Origin of the sequence: Aestuariimicrobium sp. G57 (genome assembly GCF_050110855.1) — a bacterium.
GTDB lineage: Bacteria > Actinomycetota > Actinomycetes > Propionibacteriales > Propionibacteriaceae > Aestuariimicrobium.
In genome coordinates this window covers 403,082-423,951 of the sequence record NZ_JBNINW010000001.1, presented here as the reverse complement: position 1 = coordinate 423,951, position 20,870 = coordinate 403,082, and the positions used below count along the sequence as shown (strand labels likewise).

The window sequence follows — 20,870 nt, the reverse complement described above, 5'->3', positions numbered from 1 at the left end:
CAACCCGGGTATCCAATCACTAAGTTCGATTAAGTTCACAACCTAGGTGGTAGATCCCCGTGTCCACAGACACAGTCGTTGCCAAACAGTCCTCCCCATTGCGGGAGTTGACGCTCCGGGCCGTGGTGCTCGGTGGCCTGATCACGCTCGTGTTCACGGCAGCCAACGTCTACCTGGGGCTCAAGGTCGGCCTGACCTTTGCCACCTCGATCCCCGCCGCCGTCATCTCGATGGCCATCCTGCGCAACTTCAAGAGCCACACGGTCGTCGAGAACAACATCGTCCAGACGATCGCCTCGGCTGCGGGCACCCTGTCGGCCATCATCTTCGTGCTGCCCGGGCTGGTCATCATCGGTTGGTGGTCTGGCTTCCCCTATTGGACGACCGCGCTGGTGTGTGCCATCGGCGGTGTCCTGGGTGTGATGTACTCCATCCCGCTGCGGCGCGCGCTGGTCACCGGCTCGAAGCTGCCCTACCCCGAGGGCGTCGCCGCCGCTGAGGTGCTCAAGGTCGGCGACTCGTCCCAGGGCACCGAAGAGAACCGCCGCGGACTGCACGTGATCATCGCCGGAGGCATCGCCTCGGCCGGGTTCTCGCTGCTCGCCGCGATGAAGGCTGTCGCCAACTACGTCAGCGCCGCCTTCCGGGTCGGCTCGGGCGGCACCCTGTTCGGCGCGAGCCTGTCCCTGGCCCTGATCGGTGTCGGCCACCTCGTGGGCCTGACCGTCGGCGTCGCCATGATCGTCGGGCTGGTCATCAGCTACGGCGTGCTGCTGCCCTGGAAGACCTGGGGCACGCTGCCCGGCACCGGCGACATCGCCGATGCCGTCGGCACCGTGTTCAGCTCCGACGTGCGCTTCATCGGCGCCGGCACCATGGCCATCGCCGCCGTCTGGACGCTGGTCAAGATCGCCATGCCCATCGTCCGCGGCATTGCCGCAGCGCTCGCGTCGAGCCGCGCCCGCGAGGCCGGCGAGGTCGTGCCGCGCACCGAACGCGACATCTCCATGAAGGTGGTCGTGCTGGTCACGCTCGCCTCGATGGTGCCGATCGGCGTGCTGCTGTGGCTGTTCGTCCGTGACACGGCGTTGGCCCACAACTCGGCCGGACTGGTGGTCATCAGCATCATCTACGTGCTGCTGGTCGGCCTGGCCGTCGCCTCGGTGTGTGGCTACATGGCCGGTCTGATCGGCTCGTCCAACAGCCCCATCTCGGGCGTCGGCATCCTGGTCGTCATCACCGCCGCGCTGCTGATCAAGGTGGTGCACCCGGCGGGCGGCAGTGACCAGATCCCGGCCCTGGTCGCCTACACCCTGTTCACCTCGGCCGTCGTCTTCGGCGTGGCGACCATCTCGAACGACAACCTGCAAGACCTCAAGACCGGTCAACTCGTCGGCGCCACCCCCTGGAAGCAGCAGCTCGCCCTGATCGTCGGCGTGCTCTTCGGCGCCGCGATCATCCCCCCGGTGCTGCAGCTGATGGTGACCGGTTTCGGCTTCGCCGGCATGCCCGGTGCCGGCGACAATGCGCTGGCGGCACCGCAGGCCTCGCTCATCTCCGAGCTGGCCAAGGGCGTGTTCGGCGGGGGCCTGAACTGGGGACTGCTGGGGCTCGGTGCCCTGATCGGCGTCGGCGTCATCATTGTGGACGAGGTGCTGACCCGCACCTCGAAGAACAAGTACTCGTTGCCACCGCTCGCGGTTGGCATGGGCATGTACCTGCCCATCGACCTGACCCTGATCATCCCCGTCGGCGCCGTGCTCGGCCTGCTGTACAACCGTTGGGCAGACAAGCGCAAGAACCCCGGGGCCGCCAAGCGCCTCGGCACGCTGCTCGCCACCGGCCTGATCGTGGGCGAGAGCCTGTTCGGTGTCGTGCTGGCCGCCGTCGTCGGGGCCACCGGCAAGGACGCGCCACTGGCGGTGTTCGGCGACTCGTTCGCGGGGACCGCGGCGTGGCTGGGGCCGATCCTCTTCGTGCTGGTCATCGCGGGGTTGTACCGCTGGACGCAGCGCAGGGCCTGAGCGGGGCTAACCCAACCTGGTGCGGACCAGGATGTCGCCGCCCCACGTCAGCAGGTGGGTCGGCGACCCCAGCAGTCCGCCCAGGTCGACCCCCGGCGGCACCAGCAGGGGACCGTCCCCGCCAGTAAGCACCGGGCGCACCGTCACGCACAGTTCATTGACCAGTCGCTCGCGCAGCCAGCTGCCGAACAGGTGCGGGCCGCCCTCGAGCACGATGCGGCGCCAGCCGTGGTCGTGCAGGGTGGCCAGCACGCCGGCAGCCGTGATGTCGGTGCCGTGGCCGCTGATGAACACGACCTCGCCCGCGTCGCCGTCCGGTCGCCGCAGTGACTCCGGCTCGAGCGTGCCGCGGGACACCACTGCCAGCGGCACGCCAGCCATCGGGGTGTAGCCCTCGGCCCTGGCCGTCCCCGCACCGACCACGACGACGTCGGCCCACTCGCGCAGGTGGTTGAAGACCGCATGGTCGCCCTCAGAGCCCTCGTTGAGGCTGCCCGCGCGTCCATCAGGACCCGTGGCGCGGCCGTCGAGGGTGGTGATGAAGCTGCCCCGCACCCACGTGCCGTCCGCGTGTTCGGGAGGGACGGCGTACCAGTCCCGCAGTTGTGCGGGGGACAGGGGGCCGACGCCGGTGACCGGTGGTGGTGCGCTCACCCCACCAGTCTGCCGCCGCCGGCCCCAAGGCGCCACGGATCACGCCATCAGCAGATACCCCGTCGTGCCCGACATCACCTCGCGTGCCTGGCCCCACTGGCCGACCAGGTTCGCGTACAGGAACACCTTGCCGTCGGCCCGCTGGCCCAGCAGGTCGTAGCGTCCGTCACCGGTCAGGTCACCGGCCACGAAGGCGCGGGTGAAGCCCTGCCAGCCACGCCCCACCTGCACGCCGCCGTCGATGGTGCCATTGGCCTTGCCGGCATAGCGCCACAGGGTGCCATCAGTACGGATCGCCAACAGGTCGGCAATACCGTCGCCGGTCAGGTCGCCGGCACCGACCAGCTGGGTCATGTCACCCCAGTGCTGCCCGACGCGCTTCACATCGACCAGACCACCGGGGGTGAGCCGGTAGCGGAACAGCGCTCCATCAGCCGCACGGCGGGCCACCACGTACTGGCCGGGACCGGCCCCGAGGTTGTGCACTGGCGCGATGATGTCCATGCCGCCCCAGTTCTGGCCCACCTGGCGCACGACGCTGACATAGCCGTTGCTGCCGCCCGCATAGAGCCACAGCGAATTGTCGGTGCCGCGGCGCACGAGCAGGTCGGACCGCTTGTCACCGGTCAGGTCGTTGATCTGGGTCATCGCCGTCATCTGGCCCCAGCCGGTGCCCACGGCACCAGCCCAGGTGGGCTTGCCGTTCGGCTGCGTCCGGAAGAACTGCAGGTGGCCCGAGCGGTCGATGCCGTAGACGTCGGCCAGCCCGTCGCCGGTGTGGTCACCGAGTTTGTCCGTCGCCGCCGTCTCGCCCGCGGGCACCGGCTTCGAGTCGTTGCTGGTGATCACCACCGTCACCGACGTGCCGTTGACGGTCAGGGTCAGTGCGCCCGACCCGCCACCGTTCCATGCCAGCTCACCGGTGGACGGGTTCAGGCGGAAGCCCACGTCACCCGCGTCGGCGGGCAGTTCGGCATCGGTGGTCACCAGCACCCGCTCACCCGACCACTGCGAGGTCACGGGCCAGCGGACATCGACCTGGCGGCCGGCCTGGGTGAGCACACCCGTCAGGTTGACGACGTCGCCCTTGTTGACATTGACCGTGGTCACGGCCTGGTCGGCGACCTTGATGGCCAGCTCGTCAACATGCGCGTGGGTCTCGGCCTGCAGCCAGGCGGTGCGGTCAGCCCCGCCCTTGGCCGGGTCGATGCCGAGCATGGTCCAGCCCGACCAGCCGCCCTGGTCGGTGGGGCCCGACGGGCTCTTGCCCGAGTTGCCGTTGATCAGTCGTGAAACCCCGTCGACGGCGTCGGCATGGAAGGCACCCACGTGGCCGTTGATGCTGGCCACCTGCTTGCCCTGGGCGCGGAACCGCCCCAGCAGCCGCTGGACGGCGGCAGCCTCGGTACGGTCGCTGAGCTGCGACAGCGCACCCGGGGTCGGGTCGTCGACCGGGTGGTGGTGGAACACGAGCACGCCCGTGATCGAGTCGTCGGCCTGGGCGGCGGCGAGCTGCTGTTCCAGGAACTGCAGCTGTGAGACGCCATCGGGGTGCAGGTGACCGCTCGAGGAGTCGAGCGTGATCAGGCGGGTGCCCTTGAGGTCATGCACCGACCGGGTGTCGCCGAACCACTTCTCGAAGTTGCTGATCGGCTGGCCCATGATCTCGTGGTTGCCCGGTACGTACTGGTAGGGCAGCTTGTCGCCGACCTCTTCGTCCAGGATCTTCTTGGCCAGCTCGAAGTCGATGTCATTGGACTCATCGACGAAGTCGCCGTTGATCACCAGCATGTCGGGCTTGGCGGCCACGATCTCGCGCAGGGTGCGGCGCATGCTGGCCACCAGCGCGCTGTCGGGGTTGCGGCCGACGAACTGCCCGTCGCTCATCACCGCGATCCGCAGCGGACGGCCGTCCACGGTGCCGGTGGTCATGATCACCGGGTCGTGCACGTACGGCACCTGCGGGATCTCGACATCGGCAGGCACCTGGGCCGTCAGCCCGGCGATGGTGACATCACCGTGGTACTTGACCGTCGAGCGGGTCTCCATCATGCGGATCGCCATGATCTGCAGCGGGTAGGCGGTACCCGTGGGGATGGTGAAGCTGACCTTGCGCCAGCCGGTCCAGGTGACATTCGGCCCGTCCACGTTGGTGCTGGTGCCATCGCCGCGGCGCACCTGGATGCGTGGCCACACGCCGGTGCCGTCACCGTTGATCCACAGGCTCAGCGACTGGGGCTGGCCGGCGACCGGGATGTTCGGGGCGGCGTTGGCATAGGCACCGCGGGTGCTGGTGCTGGTCGTGAAGTCGTACTGCATACGCAGCGCGGGTTCACCGTTTGGCCCGGTCGCGGGCACCATCGTGCCGGTGGCCCGGGCGTATGCCTTGGTCCACAGCGAGGGGTCCGAGAAGTCCGAGACGGTCTGGTCGACGGTGCCGATGGTGACCGCCACCTTGGTCTGCAGGCCGCCTGCCGACAGGGTGATGGTGCCTGAACCGTTCTTCGTGCCGATCACCCGCCAGCTGTCGAGGCTGCTGGGTTCGACCGCGACATCCCCGGTGGTGGTGATGGTGACATCGCCGATCTCGACGGGCGCGGTGTTGCCGTCAGCGTCGGCAGCGGCCAGGCGCAGCGTGCCCTGGTCGTCCGGGCTCGACAGCGCCACCAGGCGGGTGCTGGGCACCAGCTGGGTGGGTGCGCCATGCACGGTGAACGGCAGCTGGGCCGAGTACTGGCCTGCGGCATAGGTCAGGGTGCCCGACCCGGTGGACTTGCCGGTGACGGTCGCGGTCTCGGCCACGGCCGAGATGCCGACCTGGGGCCCGGCGCTGAAGGCGCCATAGCTGGCGACGGGTCGTCCATTGCCGTCAAGGCCGGTGGCGCGCACGGTGCGGGTGAGCCCGGGCATCAGTTCGAGGTGCTGGGCCTCGGCGTTGGTGGGCTCGGCGCTCGCGGGGCGCGCCTGCACGCCGGTAAGCGTCGGACGAGCGCTGGAGCGGATCACCAGCGCATTCGAGACCAGGCGCTCGTTGCCATCAGAGGGGGTGTTCAGCACCTGCACCTGGTCGGTACCGGCGGGTCGTCCGACCATGGTGGTCGAGCCACCGCCGTCGAGGTTGATGGCATTCCAGGCGCCGATGTCCTTCATCAGCTGGGCCAGTTCCGCGATGGTCTGGCCATCGGCGTCGGCACGGCGGCCGTCGATGGCCACGAGGAACAGCTTGCTGCCGTCCTGCGAGATGCCCACGGCGGTGCGGCCGGCGGTCACCTGGTTCTCGGTGGTCAGCTCACCGTTGGTGACCAGGGCGATGTTGCCGCCGACTGCCAGATCGGCGTTGAGGTTGGCCTTCACATCGAGGCGCACCTGGTCGCCGACGGCATAGCCGGCGAGCATGTCGCGGCCCTGCTGGCCGCGGCCCAGCACGATGGCCTCGCCCTCGGCGATCGAGATCGTCTGCAGGGCGGCCTTGTCAGTGCTGACCTTCTCGACCACGCCATCGCGCAGGTACAGGACCACCACGTCGCCGTTGCCGGCCACGCCGTCGAGGCGGTAGTTGCCCCAGGCGGAGTTGTAGACGGTGACGGCATAGCTGCCGGGGGTGTTGACGCCGTCCACCTGGGTGGTGGTGTTGTCGGACAGGCGCACCAGCTGGCTGTTCGACATCAGCGTCTCGATGGCGGCCTTGCCCTGGGTCATCGTGAAGGCGAGGCTCGACCGGGTGAGGCTGCGCACGCCGTTGCTGCCGATGTTGCCGTGCACGGGGGCGTCGGTGGCGTTCATGTCGAAGAAGTCACCGTTGACGGCGGCCACGACGTCATTGCCCGCCTCGGTGGCGAACTGCGAGACGGTCTTGTTGCGCCCGGCGACCGCGCCGCCGTCGACGACGTCGAGCGACAGGTTGGCGGCGGTGGTGTCCATCGTGAGCACCTGCCCGCCGACCCACGCCCGGCCCTGCCGGCGCTGGAACGAGGTCATCGACAGCCCGGGGGCCAGTTGGGTGTCATGGCTGTCGAGCAGCGCCGAATCGGCGCCGTCGAGGCCCTGGACGACCGTGGTCGCCGTGGGGGTGGTCTCTGACCACGCCGGGGCGAGGGGTGCCAGGCCGACCGCGAGGGCCAGGCCTGTCACCACCGCCACGGCGGCTCGCGACAAGCGTTTGCTGTCGATGGGCATGCATTGCTCCTGATCAAGAAAGGGGGACTACCCACGCAGCCAACCAGCCGCAGGTGACCAAAAGGTGTCATCGAGGAAACTGCAGGCTGACAAGCACCGATATCGCTCATTCGCCGGTGGCGTCTGGCGCGGACTACTCTTGGGGCCTGTCGTCGAGCACCCGGGGGGGAACCTGCATGGACCAGTTCGTGCACCTGCACTGCCACACGGACTTCTCGATGCTCGACGGGGCCGCGCGGGTGGCCCAACTCACCCAGGCAGCCGCCGGTCAGGGCATGCCCGCCATCGCCATGACCGACCACGGCAACCTGTATGGCGCCTACGAGTTCTACAAGGCCGCCAAGAAGGCTGAGATCAAGCCGATCATCGGGCTCGAGGCCTACCTGACGCCGAAGACCCACCGCAGCGAACGCAAGCGCGTCCAGTTCGGTGATGGCACGGGTGACGACGTCGCGTCGAAGGGTGCCTACACCCACATGACGATGTGGTCGGCCAACAAGACCGGTATGCACAACCTCTTCCGGCTGAGTTCGCGCTCGAGCCTCGAGGGCTTCTTCTACAAACCCCGCGCCGACCGCGAACTGCTGAACGAGTATTCCGAGGGGCTGATCGCCACCACCGGCTGCCCGTCCGGTGAGGTGCAGACCTACCTACGGCTCGGGCAGTTCGACAACGCCGTCGAGTCGGCCGCCGAGTTCCGCGACATCTTCGGTGCGGGCAACTTCTACGTCGAACTCATGGACCACGGGCTCTCGATCGAGAACCGCGTGCGCGACGACCTGTTGCGGCTGGCGAAGAAGCTCGACCTGCCGCTCGTGGCCACCAACGACCTGCACTACGTGCACAAGGACGATGCCCACGCCCACGACACGTTGCTCTGTGTCTCGGCCGGGGCCCGGTTCGACACCCCTGGGCGCTTCAAGTTCGACGGCTCCGGCTACTACCTCAAGAGCGCCGAAGAGATGCGGCTGCTGTTCAGCAACCACCTCGACGCCTGCGACAACACCCTCGAGATCGCCGAACGCATCGAAACGGAGTTCGACGAGGGCATGGGCACCTACATGCCCAAGTTCCCCACCCCCGAGGGTGAGACCGAGGACAGCTGGTTCGTCAAGGAGGTGCGGGCCGGGCTGGAGCGCCGCTACCCCGACGGTGTGCCCGACGAGGTCACCGACCGTGCCAAGTTCGAGTACGAGATCATCCTCAAGATGGGCTTCGCCGGCTACTTCCTGGTGGTCGCCGACTTCATCAACTGGGCCAAGCAGAACGGCATCCGCGTCGGGCCGGGCCGCGGCTCGGGCGCAGGCTCGATGTGCGCCTATGCGCTGCGCATCACCGACCTCGATCCGATCGCGCACGGACTGCTGTTCGAACGGTTCCTCAACCCCGAGCGCGTCTCGATGCCCGACTTCGACATCGACTTCGACGACCGCCGCCGCGGTGAAGTGATCAAGTACGTCACCGAGAAGTACGGCGAAGACCGGGTCAGCCAGATCATCACCTACGGCACCATCAAGGCCAAGCAGGCCGTCAAGGACGCCGCCCGCGTGCTCGACAAGCCCTATTCGGTCGGTGACCTCATCACCAAGGCGATGCCCGCCGCGGTGATGGGCAAGGACGTGCCGCTGGGCGACCTGTTCAACCCCGACCACGACCGCTATGCCGAGGGCCGCGAGTTCCGCGAGCTGTACGAGTCGAGTGCCGAGGTGGCCGAAGTCGTCGACACGGCCCGCGGCATCGAGGGGCTGAAGCGGCAGTGGGGTGTGCACGCCGCCGGTGTGATCATGAGCTCGGCGCCGCTGCAGGATGTCATCCCCGTGATGAAGCGTGAGCAGGACGGCGCCATCATCACGCAGTTCGACTACCCGGGCTGTGAGTCGCTCGGGCTGATCAAGATGGACTTCCTGGGGCTGCGCAACCTCACGGTGCTCGACGACGCCGTGCGCAACATCAAGCAGAACCGCGATGTCGACGTCGTGCTCGAAGACCTGCCGCTCGACGACCCCGCCACGTTCGACCTGCTGCAGCGCGGTGACACGCTGGGCGTGTTCCAGCTCGACGGTGGGCCGATGCGCGCACTGCTGCGTTCGATGCGGCCCGACAAGTTCGACGACATCTCGGCCGTCGGTGCCCTCTACCGTCCTGGCCCCATGGGCGCCGACTCGCACAACAAGTACGCCCGCCGCAAGACCGGGCGCGAAGACATCACCCCGATCCACCCCGAGTTGGCCGAGCCCCTCGAGGACATCCTCGGTGAGACCTATGGCCTGATCGTCTACCAGGAACAGGTGATGGCGATCGCCCAGAAGCTCGCCGGCTACACCCTGGGTGGCGCTGACATGCTGCGCCGGGCGATGGGCAAGAAGAAGAAGAAGGAACTGGACGCCCAGTACGAGGTGTTCAGCTCGGGCATGGCCGCACGCGGCTATTCCCACGAGGCGATGCAGACCGTCTGGGACATCCTGCTGCCGTTCTCGGACTACGCGTTCAACAAGTCCCACTCCGCCGCCTATGGCGTCGTCTCGTACTGGACGGCCTACCTCAAGGCCAACTACCCGGTCGAGTACATGGCCGCGCTGCTGCAGTCGGTCAAGGACGACAAGGACAAGCTGGCGGGCTACCTGGCCGAATGCCGGCACATGGGCATCCAGGTGCTGCCGCCCGACGTGAACCAGTCCCAGGCGATGTTCACCGCCGTGGGCCAGAACATCCGCTTCGGCCTCAATGGCGTGCGCAATGTCGGCATCCACGTCGTCGAGGGCATCGTCTCGTCCCGCGAGCAGCAGGGCCCGGCGGCGACCTTCAGCGAGTTCCTCGACCATGTTCCGTTGTCGGTGTGCAACAAGCGGATGATGGAATCGCTGATCAAGGCCGGCGCCTTCGACGAGATGGGTCACACCCGCCGCGGCCTCATGGAGGTCTACGAGCAGGCCATCGACGAGGTGCTGACGATCAAGAAGAACCAGGAGAATGGTCAGGACGACCTGTTCGCCGACTTCGCATTCGCCGCCGAGTTGCCGGCCAACCACCACGCCGTGGTGCCCGACATGCCCGAATGGGAAAAGCAGACCAAGCTCGCGTTTGAGCGCGAGATGCTCGGGCTCTATGTCTCGGACCACCCGCTGCATGGTCTCGAGCACGTGCTGGCGCAGCACCGCGACCATTCCCTGGGTGTGGTCGCGTCGTCCGACGGCCCGCCTGAAGGCGCCACGGTCACCATCTGTGGCATGGTCACCCAGCTGACCCGCAAGCAGACCAAGACCGGTCAGGTGTGGGCGATCCTGAACGTCGAAGACCTGGACGGCGGCGTCGAGGTCATGGTCTTCAACAAGGTCTACGAGCAGGTGGCCACGCAGTTGGCGACCGATGTCGTGGTCAAGGTGCGCGGCCGGGTCAAGCGCACCGAGGACGACACCGTCTCGATCCAGGCAAACGACCTGAGTGTGCCCGAGATCAGTGACCACCATTCGGGCGGCCCGATCACGATCCAGCTGCCGATCACGCGGTGCACCCCGCCTGTGGTCGAGCAGCTCAAGGGCGTGTTGCGCCAGCACCCGGGCGTCAACGAGGTGCGCGTCACGCTGCTGTCGACTGACCGGGCCACGACCTTCAGGTTGCACGACGAGCTGCGGGTGAATGCCACCCAGCCGCTCATGGCCGACCTCAAGGCACTGCTGGGGCCATCATGCCTGGCCTGAGCGAAGGACGACGCCCATGACCCACATCGCCGGGGGCATGCGGCCGCAATCCCCTGATGACTCGATGTCGGTGCTGGAACGACCCGTCCGGGTGCTGTCGCATTCCACCCGGCAGATGGTCATTTTCATGGTCGCCGCCATGGTCGCCGGGGTGCTGGCGGGCATCATCTGGAACGTCGCCACCGGCCTGCCCGGCTTCACCGTCGCCCAGAATGGGGCGGCGACGATGTCTGAACGCGACCTGGTGGGCATGTTTTCTGCGGACTACTGGTTCGCGGCCATCGGCCTGGTCGTGGGTCTGCTGCTCGGCGTCTGGGGCTGGATCTGGTTCGGTCACCGCGGGCTGGTGATGATTGCCCTGGTGCTGGCCGCTGCCGTGGTCGCGGCGTTGCTGTGCTGGTGGGTCGGCATCGCGATGGGCCCGGGAGATTTCGACACCCGGCTGAGCCAGGCCAGGCCGGGCGACGTGGTGCCGATCGACATGCAATTGCAGGCCCACACTGCACTCGCTGCCTGGCCCTTCGGCGCGATCGTGCCCCTGGTGATCGGGTCGGCATTCCTGCCTGAACCCGTCGTTGCACCCCCGGACAGGCTGGGGGAGCGGCGCATCGCCGAACTGTTCCGGCGCCCGCGTCGCGGTGGGGTGCCGTCGGCCCCGGCCCTGCCCGGTGGTCCCATGGTCGGGGGTGGCCTCCCCTCAGAAAACCAGCTGCGCGAGCCCCATCAGCACGGGGGCGACCAGCAGGCTGGGCACGGTGTCGCCGACCCTGATGTCGAGCACCTGCATCAGGCGCAGCGCCACGCCGAGCAGGATCACCCCACCGACCGCTGACAGCAGGTCGACCTGCACGGGGCTGAGCAGGTCGCCGAGCAGCCACGCCAGCAGCGTCAGCAACCCCTGGTAGGCACCCACCGACAGCGCCGAGGCCATCACGCCGGCACCGAGCGCCGAGGCGAAGGCAATTGAGGCGATCCCGTCGAGCACGGCCTTGACCAACAGGATCGAGGCGCCCTGGCCCAGGCCGTCCTGCAGGGCACCGAGGATCGCCATCGGGCCGATGGCATACAGCAAGGTCGTGGTGACGAAGGCGCTGACGAAGCGGGCCTGCTTGTCAGCACTGTCGCTGCCCTCGCGCACGAGCCAGCGACGAAGACGCACCGCGATGCCCTCGGTGCGGTCCTCGAGGCGCAGCAGTGAGCCGACCAGCGTGCCCAGGGCCAGCGACAGCACCACGAGCAGGAACACCGCACCGCCCGGCACCGACGAAGCCAGCGGTTCACGGAACATCGGCAGCAGCGCCGAGGCACCCATCACCAGGGTGCACAACCCCAGCACCTGCGTGATGGTCGTGCGTGTGCGCTCGTCAAGCCGTGAACCGACAGCGAGACCAAGCAGCGAACCCAGGACGATGGTTGCCATGTTGGCGACGGTGCCAAGGCCAATGAAAGTCACCGCGTCACCCTATCGACCGTTTGTCCCGTCATGACAAGGCGTATCACGGGCCTGCGAGCGCAACACTAGACTTGGGCCCGTGATTGCACGCATTGACCTGACCGAGGTGACCGACGGTCGCTACCGCTCCCTGCTGCCGCGTGCCGAGTTCGACGTGGAGCATGCCGTCGACAAGGTTCGTCCCATCATTCATGCCGTGGCAGGCGAGGGCGAGGTGGCGCTTCGCCGGTTCTCGGAGCAGTTCGACGGCGTCGTCCCCGAATCGCTGCGTGTCGACCCGGACGTCATGGCGCGCTGCCTCGACGAACTCGACCCCACGCTGCGCGAGGCATTCGAGATCTCGATCGAACGCCGCAGGGGAGTGGCGACGCTCGGTGAGCAGGAAGAGGCCGAGCGCCGTGTCGAAGTGGCCGCCGGTGCCACCATCACCACCCGCATCGTGCCCGTCGACCGTGTGGGCCTGTACGTGCCCGGTGGGCTGGCGCCACTGGCGTCGAGCGTGATCATGAATGTGGTGCCCGCCCAGGTTGCCGGGGTGGGTTCCATCGCCGTCGCCTCACCGCCCCAGAAGGAGTTCGGCGGCCTGCCGCACCCCAACATCCTTGCGCTGTGCGCCCTGCTGGGCGTTGACGAGGTCTATGCCGTCGGCGGTGCACAGGCGATCGCCATGTTCGCGCATGGCGTCCCCGGGCTGTGTGAGCCCGTGAGCATGGTCACGGGCCCCGGCAACATCTGGGTCGTGGCTGCCAAGCGGGCACTGCGCGGCGTCATCGGCATCGACGCAGAAGCCGGCCCGACCGAGATCGCGATCCTGGCCGACGAGACGGCCGACCCGGTGCACGTCGCTGCCGACCTGCTCTCGCAGGCCGAGCACGACCCGATGGCCGCAGCGGTGCTGGTGACCGATTCCCGGGCCCTCATCGACGCCGTCACGACACAGGTCGAACGCCAGGTGGCGGCGACACGCCACCGTGAGCGCATCACCACCGCACTCGGTGGCCAGCAGTCGGCGCTCGTGCTGGTGCGCGACCTTGACCAGGGCCTCGACGTGGTCAATGCCTATGCGGCCGAACACCTCGAGATCCAGACCCGGGACGCCGCAGCAGTCGCTGCCGGGGTGCGCAACGCCGGCGCCGTCTTCGTCGGCACCTGGGCACCCGTGTCGCTGGGGGACTACTCCGCCGGCTCCACGCACGTGCTGCCCACCGCCGGCTGCGCCTGCTTCAGCTCGGGCCTGACAGTGCGCAGCTTCCTGAAGTCGATCCACGTCATCGACTACAGCCAGGATGCCCTGCTCGAGATCGCCGGCAGTGTCGAGGCCTTCGCGATGGCCGAGAACCTGCCAGCACACGCCAATGCCATCACCGTTCGACGAGGGGAACCCACGAAGTGAGCGACGAGACCACCATCGCCGGCCCGGACCTGACCCTGGCCGACCTGCCGCTGCGCGCCGAACTGATCGGTGAAGAGCCCTATGGCGCACCCCAGCTCGACGTGCCGGTATGCCTCAACGTCAACGAGAACCCCTACCCGCCGTCGAGTGCGACCGTCCACGACATGGCCAGGGCGATCCAGCAGTTGGCCGGCAACGTCAACCGCTACCCGGACCGCGAGGCCACCGGGCTGCGCACCGACTTGGCCCGTTACCTGGGCTTCGGTCTGACTGCCGACAACATCTGGGCAGCCAATGGGTCGAACGAGGTGATGACCCACCTGCTGTCGGCGTTCGGTGGCCCCGGGCGCACCGTGCTGTCGTTCGCGCCGACGTACTCGATGTACCCCGAGTACGCCCGCAACACGCTGACGCGCTACGTGGCCTCACCCCGACGCGACGACTACACATTGACCGCCGACGACATCCTCACGGCCATCGAGCAGCACCAGGCCGACATCGTCATCTTGACCACGCCGAACAACCCGACCGGCACGGCACTGCCGGTCAGCGTGGTCGAAGAGGTGCTCGAGGCCACGACCGCCATCGTGGTGGTCGACGAGGCCTACCAGGAGTTCACCGAGATTCCTGATGACTCGGCCTGCGCGTTGCTGTCGCGGTTCGGCCGGTTGGTGGTCAGCCGCACGATGTCGAAGGCGTTCGCGTTCGCCGGGGGGCGCGTGGGCTACCTCGCCGCAGCACCCGCCATCGTCGATGCCTGTCGTATCGTCCGGCTGCCCTACCACCTGTCGGCACAGACCCAGGCGCTGGCACGGGTGGCGCTCGCCCATGCGCCCGAAATGCTCGAGAACGTCAGCGAACTGCGACTGCAGATCCAGCAATTGCAGCTGTGGCTGCGTGACCATGGCCTCGACGTGGTGCCCAGCCAGGCCAACTTCTGCCTGTTCGGGCGGTTCGCCGACCGGCACGCCGTCTGGCAGGGGCTGCTCGACCGGGGCGTGCTGATCCGCGAGACCGGCCCGCAGGGCTACCTGCGGGTCAGCGCGGGCACCCCCGACGAGATGTCCGCCTTCCGTTCCGCGCTCGACGAGGTGCTGGCCACCTTCCCGCAGCGTCTTCCCCACTGAGGAGTGCCCACCATGAGCGAAACCCCCCGCGAACACCGCACCGCCACGATCGAGCGGGCCACCAGCGAATCGTCCATCAAGGTCTGGCTCGACCTCGACGGCACCGGCGAGTCGACGATCAACACCGGGGTCGGCTTCTACGACCACATGCTCACCGCGCTGAGCCGCCATTCCGGCATGGACCTGAGGGTCGAGGCCACCGGCGACCTGCACATCGACGGCCACCACACCATCGAGGACACCGCGATCGCCATCGGGCAGGCCCTCAAGCAGGCGTTGGGCGACAAGCGTGGCATCACCCGCTACGGCGATGCCACCATCCCGCTGGACGAGGCGCTGGCCCACTGCACGGTCGATGTGGCGGGGCGCCCGTATGTGGTGCACACCGGCGAACCCGACGGTCAGGTCTACGCGCTGATCGGCGGTTCGGGTGTGCCCTATGCCGGGTCGATGACCCGCCACGTGGTCGAGTCGTTCGCCCTGAACAGCGGCCTGTGCATCCACCTGCGGCTGCTGGCCGGCCGGGACCCGCACCACATCGTCGAGGCGCAGTTCAAGGCGCTGGCCCGTGCGCTGCGCGTCGCCCTGGCATACGACCCCCGCACTCCTGGGGTGCCGAGCACCAAGGGCACGTTGAATGCCTGAGGGGGGAATGCCTGGGGGACTCACCATCGGCGTGCTCGACTACGGCTCGGGCAACCTGCACTCCGCGGTGAAGGCGCTCGAGGCCGCTGGTGCTGTGGTCGTGCTCGGAAGTGCCGAGCAGATTGCCGACTGTGACGGCGTCGTCGTGCCCGGCGTGGGTGCCTTCGCCGCATGCATGGACGGGCTCGTGGCCGCCGGGGGTGATGTGTTGGTGCGCGACCGCCTCGCGGCCGGCCGCCCCGTGCTGGGCATCTGCGTGGGCCACCAGGTGATGTTCGCGCGCGGCATCGAGCACGGTGTCGACCGCGAGGGCATCGGCGTGCTGCCGGGGGTGGTCGAGCAGCTCAGCTCGCAGCGACTGCCGCACATGGGCTGGAACACGGTCTCGCCAGGTGGGCGTTCGCATCTGTTCACCGAGCCCGATGAGCGGTACTACTTCGTGCACTCCTATGGGGTCCATGACCTGCCCGACGACCTTGGCGCCGTCGTGACGTGGGCCGATCACGAGGGCGACCGGTTCGTGGCCGCCGTCGAGGCGGGCGCGCTCAGCTGCGTGCAGTTCCACCCCGAGAAGTCCGGTGAGGCCGGGGCACGGTTGTTGCGCCGTTGGCTCGATGTCGTCGCCGCCGCGGGGGCAGACTGATCGGATAGGCTGCCGGGCGTGACTGATCTGGTGTTGTTGCCCGCTGTTGACATCCAATCCGGGCAGGCGGTGCAGCTCGTACAGGGCGTGGCCGGCAGCGAGAAGACCTTCGGCGACCCCCTCGCCGCCGCCCAGCGGTGGAAGAGCGCGGGCGCACAGTGGCTGCACCTCGTCGACCTTGACGCCGCCTTCGGCCGCGGCAGCAATGCCGAGATCACCACGGCCATCACCGGCCAGATCGGCATGCTCGTCGAACTGTCCGGCGGCATCCGCGATGACGCCTCGCTGACCCGCGCCCTCGACGCGGGTGCCCGTCGGGTCAACATCGGCACCGCGGCCCTCGAGAACCCCGAATGGTGCGAACGCGTCATTGCCGAGTACGGCGACCGGATTGCCATCGGCCTCGACGTGCGGGGGACGCGCCTCGCGGCGCGCGGCTGGACGCAGGAGGGCGGCGACCTGTTCGAGACCCTCGACCGGCTCAACGCCGCAGGCTGCCAGCGCTATGTCGTCACCGACGTCAACAGCGACGGCATGCTCACCGGCCCCAACTTCGACCTGCTCACCCAGGTCTGTGCCCGCACCGACGCTGCCGTCATCGCCTCGGGGGGCGTGACCACCCTTGAGGACGTGGCGCGACTGCGGGACATCGACGGTGTCGAGGGCGCGATCATCGGCACCGCGCTGTATGTCGGCAACATGACGCTGACCGATGCGCTGGCCGTGGCCGCCGGTGCCAACCCCGAGGACCTCTCATGACCCAGACCCCGCCGCGTCGCCCCGTCGGGCCGGCCGCGACCTTCGGCCCGGGCGGCGTCCCCGTGCAACCCCCACCGAAGCTGGACGGTCGCCTGCGCGACCTGCTCGCCGGCAAGAAGGTCGCGCTCACCGGCGTCACCGGATTCATCGGCGAACAGTTGCTGTGGAAGATCCTGACCGAACTGCCCGACACCAAGGTGTCGGTGCTGGTGCGCCGCAAGGGCTCGCTCAGCGCCCAGGCACGGGTCGTGGGCCTGCTGCGCAAGCAGATCTTCGCCCAGCTCAAAGAGGCTGCCGGCGGTCCCGAGGCGTTGCAACAGTCCCGGGTCGAGGTCATCGAGGGTGACCTGCCCAACGTGCCCGAACTGCCCCGCGACATCGACGTGCTGGTGCACTGCGCCGGTGACGTCTCGTTCGACCCGCCGATCGACGACGCCTTCAACACCAACGTCGTCGGCACCTCTGCCCTGCTGAACCGGTTCATCGAGTCGGCCACCGGCCCCGACGGCGAACTCGAGCGGGTGCCGCACTACGTGCACATCTCGACGGCCTACACCGCCGGCCGACGCCGCGGCGCGATCCCCGAGGCCGCCCACGTGCACGACATCGACTACCACGTCGAGACGCAGGCGGCGCTCGAGATGGCTGACCACATCCGGCGCCGCTCCCGCAGCCCCGAGCAGTTGACAATCCTGCGCAAGCAGGCCGAGGCCGAGCACCAGCAGGCCGGCTACCTGACCACGGCGGCAGACACCGAGCGCCGGCGGCTGGAATGGATCCGTCAGGAACTCGTCCTCGCTGGCACCGAGCGCGCCCGCTCGCTGGGCTGGACCGACGTCTACACCTTCGCGAAGGCGATGGGCGAGCGGGTTGTCGCCGACCTGGCCAAAGACATCAAGGTCTCGGTCGTGCGGCCCGCCATCGTCGAATCCTCGATGAACCACCCGTACCCGGGCTGGATCGAAGGCTTCAAGATGGCCGACCCGATCATCCTGAGCTATGCCCGCGGCGACCTGCCAGAGTTCCCCGCAGCGCCCGATGCCGTCATCGACCTCATCCCGTGCGACTACGTCGTCAACGAGATCGTCGCGGTCTGCGCCACCGAACCCGAGGTCGGCACCATCGAGTTCTACCATGCCAATTCGGGTGCCCGGAACCCGCTGACGTTCCGCGGCATCTACCAGAACCTGCACGAATACCTCGACCGGCACCCGTTCGTGCTGGACGGCAAGGAGGTGCCGCGGGCGACGTGGACGTTCCCCGGCCACGCCCCGGTTGAGCGGATGATCCGCGCGGGTGAGTTCGGGGCCAGTCTGGCCAACAAAGCCCTGCGGGTCGCCCCGCGCAGCGCCACCACCCGCAAGGCGGCCATCAAGCTCGACAAGCAGGTCGACAAGCTCAGCTTCTATCGCCGCTACATCTCCATCTATGGCGAATACCTGCAGTCGCAGTTGCACTTCGTGGACGACCGGACGTTGGCGCTGCACCAGCAACTACACCCCGACGATGTCGAACGCTTCGGTTTCGACTCAGCCGACATCGACTGGTTCCACTACCTGCAAGAGGTGCATGCCCCCGCGATCCTGCAACCGGTGCAGCGTCTCGAGAACGCCCGCAAGCGCCGTGCGGCCCGGGCGACCACCTACCGCGAGCTGAAGTCCGGGGGTCGTCCGACGATCGCGGCGTTCGACCTCGACGGCACAGTGCTGGCGACCAACGTGGTCGAGACCTACCTGGCGGCCCGCCTGCCCGAGCTCGGACTGGTCGACAAGGTGCGTGAGGTCGGCGGGGTGTTGACCCGCCTGCCCGGCTACCTGGGGGCCGAAAGGCGCGACCGCTCCGACTTCCTGCGGGCGCTGTACCGCCGCTTCGAGGGCGTGCGGCTCGACGAGCTCGAACAGATCGTCGACACCAAGCTGGCCGACTTCGTGGCCGACCGGGTTGCGCCCGAGGCGCTGGCCCGCCTCAAGGACCACCGTGAGGCCGGGCACACCACGGTGCTGCTCACCGGCGCGGTGCGTCCATTCACCCGACCCTTCGCCGACCTGTTCGACGTGGTCGTCGCGGCCGAACTGTCGGTCGATGACGACGGGGTGTGCACCGGGTTCCTGCAGGGGCCGCCGATGGTGGGCGAATCGCGCTCGGCATGGTTGCACCACTACGCGGCGCTGCACGGCTATGACCTGCGCGATGCCTATGCCTATGCCGACAGCCACGTCGACCTGCCGATGCTGCGTGCGGTGGGCCATCCCGTGGCGGTCAGCCCCGACGTCGGCCTGCTGCGGGCGGCCCGCCAGCAGGGCTGGTCGGTCGTGGACTGGCCCGTGGGGGCGAACCGTCGGCGCATGTTGCCCATGTGATATGTGGATGCAGGTGATTGCGGACCCCGCCGACATCGTGGCGGGGCCTTCCGGTAGTCTTCAGAGTGGGACGGGTGGTCAGCGTCGACTCCTCGTCCCGTCATAGTGACGGCTGACCGGAACCAGATGCGCGATCCCTACGTTGAACCCAGGTTGAGGTGGGACTGGCTCCAGGAGTCGGACCTGCCCGACGTGGCTGACCTCGTCCAGGCGGCCGAACACCTGGACGACCCGATCCGCCACGTCGACCTGGCCGAACTCGAGCGGCTTTACCGCACCCCTGATGCCGACCCCGGCCGCAATGCTGTCGTCGGCCGTGACCGCTCGGGGTCTGTCGTGGCCACGGCATGGGGGCACCCCCGCAGGGGCGAGGGCGAGCACCGCTACTGGCTCGAGTTCATCGTGCACCCGGCGTGGCGCTACCAGCACGTGGGCGAGGCGTGCGCTGTCTGGCTGCGTGACATCGCGCTGGACTGGCATGAGGAACTACAACTCGACGGTGTCGACGAGCCGCTGTGGGCCGGTGCGTATGTCGATGAGAAGCTGACTTTTCGCGTGCGCCAGTTCGAGCAGGCCGGTTTCGTGGCCGAGCGCTGGTTCGCCGACATGCACGTCACGTTCGCCGAGACCGATCCCCATGCCCTGCCGCTGGTGCTGCCTGACGGGGTGCGCCTCGTGGACTTCGACATGTCCCGCAGCGAGGCCGTCCGTCGGGCCCACAACCGCACCTATGCCACGGTGCCCGGCGCGCAGCGGGTCTCGCGTGCGGTCTGGGAACACATGCTGGACGTCGCGACCCTGCGCCGGGAGAGTTCGGCGGTCGCGCTGGCCGGCGACGAGGTCGTGGGCTATGCCATCAGTGCCGACAACGAACCCGATTGGCCCGCGCTGGGCCTGCGCGAGGGCTGGACGGAATTCCTGGGCACGGTGCCGGAGTGGCGGGGCCGGGGCATTGCACGTGCCCTGCTGACCCAGTGCCTGCGCGGCTACGCCGACGCCGGGCTTGCAGGTGCCGGTCTCGGCGTGGACGCCGACAGCTCCCATGCCTACCGCCTGTTCAGCGACCTCGGCTATCGCGCCACCGACCGGTTGGTGCTGATGGGGCTGCGGCGCGACTAGAGTGGAGGATTGGAACGATCGCCGACTGAAAGGGAGCCCCCGTGTCCGGACACTCCAAATGGGCAACCACCAAGCACAAGAAGGCCGTCATCGACGCGAAGCGCGGCAAGCTGTTCGCCAAGCTGATCAAGAACGTCGAGGTGGCCGCGCGCCTGGGCGGCGGTGACCCCTCCGGCAACCCCACGCTGTTCGATGCCATCCAGAAGGCCAAGAAGAACTCGGTGCCCAATGACAACATCGACCGCGCCGTCAAGCGTGGCTCCGGTGCCGAGGGCGGGGGCGCCAACTACGACACCGTGATGTACGAGGCCTACGGCCCGGCCGGTGTGGCGATCCTGATCGAGTGCCTGACCGACAACCGCAACCGCGCCATTTCTGACGTGCGCGTGGCCGTCACCCGCAACGGGGCCACCATGGCCGACGGCGGTTCTGTGGCCCGCATCTTCGCCCGCAAGGGTGTCGTCATCGTCTCGAAGCAGCAGGACGGCAAGCAGGTCACCGAGGACGACCTGCTCGAGGCGACCCTTGACGCCGAGCCCGAGGACGTCGTCGACAATGGCGAGACCTTCGAGGTGGTCAGCGACCCGTCTCAGGTTGTCGCCGTGCGCCAGGCCGTGCAGGCCGCGGGACTGGACTACGACTCGGCCGAGGTCGAGTTCCGTGCCGACTTCGACCAGCCCGTCAGCAGCGTCGACGAGGCCCAGAAGCTCTTCCGGGTCATCGACGCGCTCGAGGATTCAGACGATGTGCAGAACGTCTACACCAACGTCGACATCCCCGACGACATCGCCTCCCAGCTCGACGAGGACTGATCAGGTA

At 68.2% G+C, this 20,870-nt stretch carries 13 protein-coding genes; 10 read left to right on the top strand and 3 right to left on the bottom strand.

Annotated elements, in window-relative coordinates:
* The first annotated feature begins 107 nt into the window (after nucleotides 1-107).
* The gene (locus tag ACQCX5_RS01975; protein ID WP_434540305.1) at nucleotides 108-2,024 is read left to right on the top strand and encodes an OPT family oligopeptide transporter; all 1,917 of its coding nucleotides are present in this window, start codon (nucleotides 108-110) and stop codon (nucleotides 2,022-2,024) included.
* Nucleotides 2,025-2,030: 6 nt separating this feature from the next.
* Here ACQCX5_RS01975 and ACQCX5_RS01970 read toward each other — a convergent pair whose 3' ends face one another.
* Both ACQCX5_RS01970 and ACQCX5_RS01965 read right to left on the bottom strand, forming a co-directional pair.
* Complete coding sequence (locus ACQCX5_RS01970; RefSeq protein ID WP_434540304.1) at nucleotides 2,031-2,678, bottom strand: dihydrofolate reductase family protein; 648 nt, start codon at nucleotides 2,676-2,678, stop codon at nucleotides 2,031-2,033.
* A 39-nt stretch (nucleotides 2,679-2,717) separates the two neighbouring features.
* On the bottom strand, nucleotides 2,718-6,854 hold the full coding sequence (locus ACQCX5_RS01965) for a phosphodiester glycosidase family protein (RefSeq protein WP_434540303.1): 4,137 nt from the start codon (nucleotides 6,852-6,854) through the stop codon (nucleotides 2,718-2,720).
* A 176-nt stretch (nucleotides 6,855-7,030) separates the two neighbouring features.
* On the opposite strand from ACQCX5_RS01965, the gene dnaE reads away from it, so the two are divergent.
* On the top strand, nucleotides 7,031-10,552 hold the full coding sequence (gene dnaE / locus ACQCX5_RS01960) for a DNA polymerase III subunit alpha (protein WP_434540302.1): 3,522 nt from the start codon (nucleotides 7,031-7,033) through the stop codon (nucleotides 10,550-10,552).
* A gap of 697 nt (nucleotides 10,553-11,249) precedes the next feature.
* Here the strand turns inward: dnaE and ACQCX5_RS01955 are convergent.
* A complete protein-coding gene (locus ACQCX5_RS01955) occupies nucleotides 11,250-11,972 on the bottom strand; it encodes a DUF554 domain-containing protein (RefSeq protein WP_434540301.1) in 723 nt (240 codons plus the stop codon).
* 112 nt (nucleotides 11,973-12,084) lie between these two features.
* On the opposite strand from ACQCX5_RS01955, the gene hisD reads away from it, so the two are divergent.
* From hisD to ACQCX5_RS01915, 8 genes are all read left to right on the top strand, one after another.
* On the top strand, nucleotides 12,085-13,398 hold the full coding sequence (gene hisD / locus ACQCX5_RS01950; protein ID WP_434540300.1) for a histidinol dehydrogenase: 1,314 nt from the start codon (nucleotides 12,085-12,087) through the stop codon (nucleotides 13,396-13,398).
* 14 nt (nucleotides 13,399-13,412) lie between these two features.
* The gene (locus tag ACQCX5_RS01945; protein ID WP_434540707.1) at nucleotides 13,413-14,525 is read left to right on the top strand and encodes a histidinol-phosphate transaminase; all 1,113 of its coding nucleotides are present in this window, start codon (nucleotides 13,413-13,415) and stop codon (nucleotides 14,523-14,525) included.
* A 12-nt stretch (nucleotides 14,526-14,537) separates the two neighbouring features.
* Nucleotides 14,538-15,170 (top strand): imidazoleglycerol-phosphate dehydratase HisB, encoded by a 633-nt coding sequence (gene hisB, locus ACQCX5_RS01940; protein ID WP_434540299.1) that lies wholly within the window; start codon nucleotides 14,538-14,540, stop codon nucleotides 15,168-15,170.
* A gap of 7 nt (nucleotides 15,171-15,177) precedes the next feature.
* Nucleotides 15,178-15,813 carry an imidazole glycerol phosphate synthase subunit HisH gene (gene hisH / locus ACQCX5_RS01935; protein ID WP_434540298.1) on the top strand — a complete coding sequence of 212 codons (636 nt, stop codon included), beginning with the start codon at nucleotides 15,178-15,180 and terminating at the stop codon, nucleotides 15,811-15,813.
* 18 nt (nucleotides 15,814-15,831) lie between these two features.
* Complete coding sequence (priA, locus tag ACQCX5_RS01930; RefSeq protein WP_434540297.1) at nucleotides 15,832-16,572, top strand: bifunctional 1-(5-phosphoribosyl)-5-((5-phosphoribosylamino)methylideneamino)imidazole-4-carboxamide isomerase/phosphoribosylanthranilate isomerase PriA; 741 nt, start codon at nucleotides 15,832-15,834, stop codon at nucleotides 16,570-16,572.
* The gene (locus ACQCX5_RS01925; protein ID WP_434540296.1) at nucleotides 16,569-18,932 is read left to right on the top strand and encodes an HAD-IB family hydrolase; all 2,364 of its coding nucleotides are present in this window, start codon (nucleotides 16,569-16,571) and stop codon (nucleotides 18,930-18,932) included. The genes priA and ACQCX5_RS01925 overlap by 4 nt, the downstream gene beginning before the upstream one ends.
* Before the next feature lie 192 nt (nucleotides 18,933-19,124).
* Nucleotides 19,125-20,051, top strand: a complete 927-nt coding sequence (locus ACQCX5_RS01920) for a GNAT family N-acetyltransferase (protein WP_434540295.1) — start codon at nucleotides 19,125-19,127, stop codon at nucleotides 20,049-20,051.
* Between the two features lie 41 nt (nucleotides 20,052-20,092).
* The gene (locus ACQCX5_RS01915) at nucleotides 20,093-20,863 is read left to right on the top strand and encodes a YebC/PmpR family DNA-binding transcriptional regulator (protein WP_434540294.1); all 771 of its coding nucleotides are present in this window, start codon (nucleotides 20,093-20,095) and stop codon (nucleotides 20,861-20,863) included.
* Nucleotides 20,864-20,870: the final 7 nt, after the last annotated feature.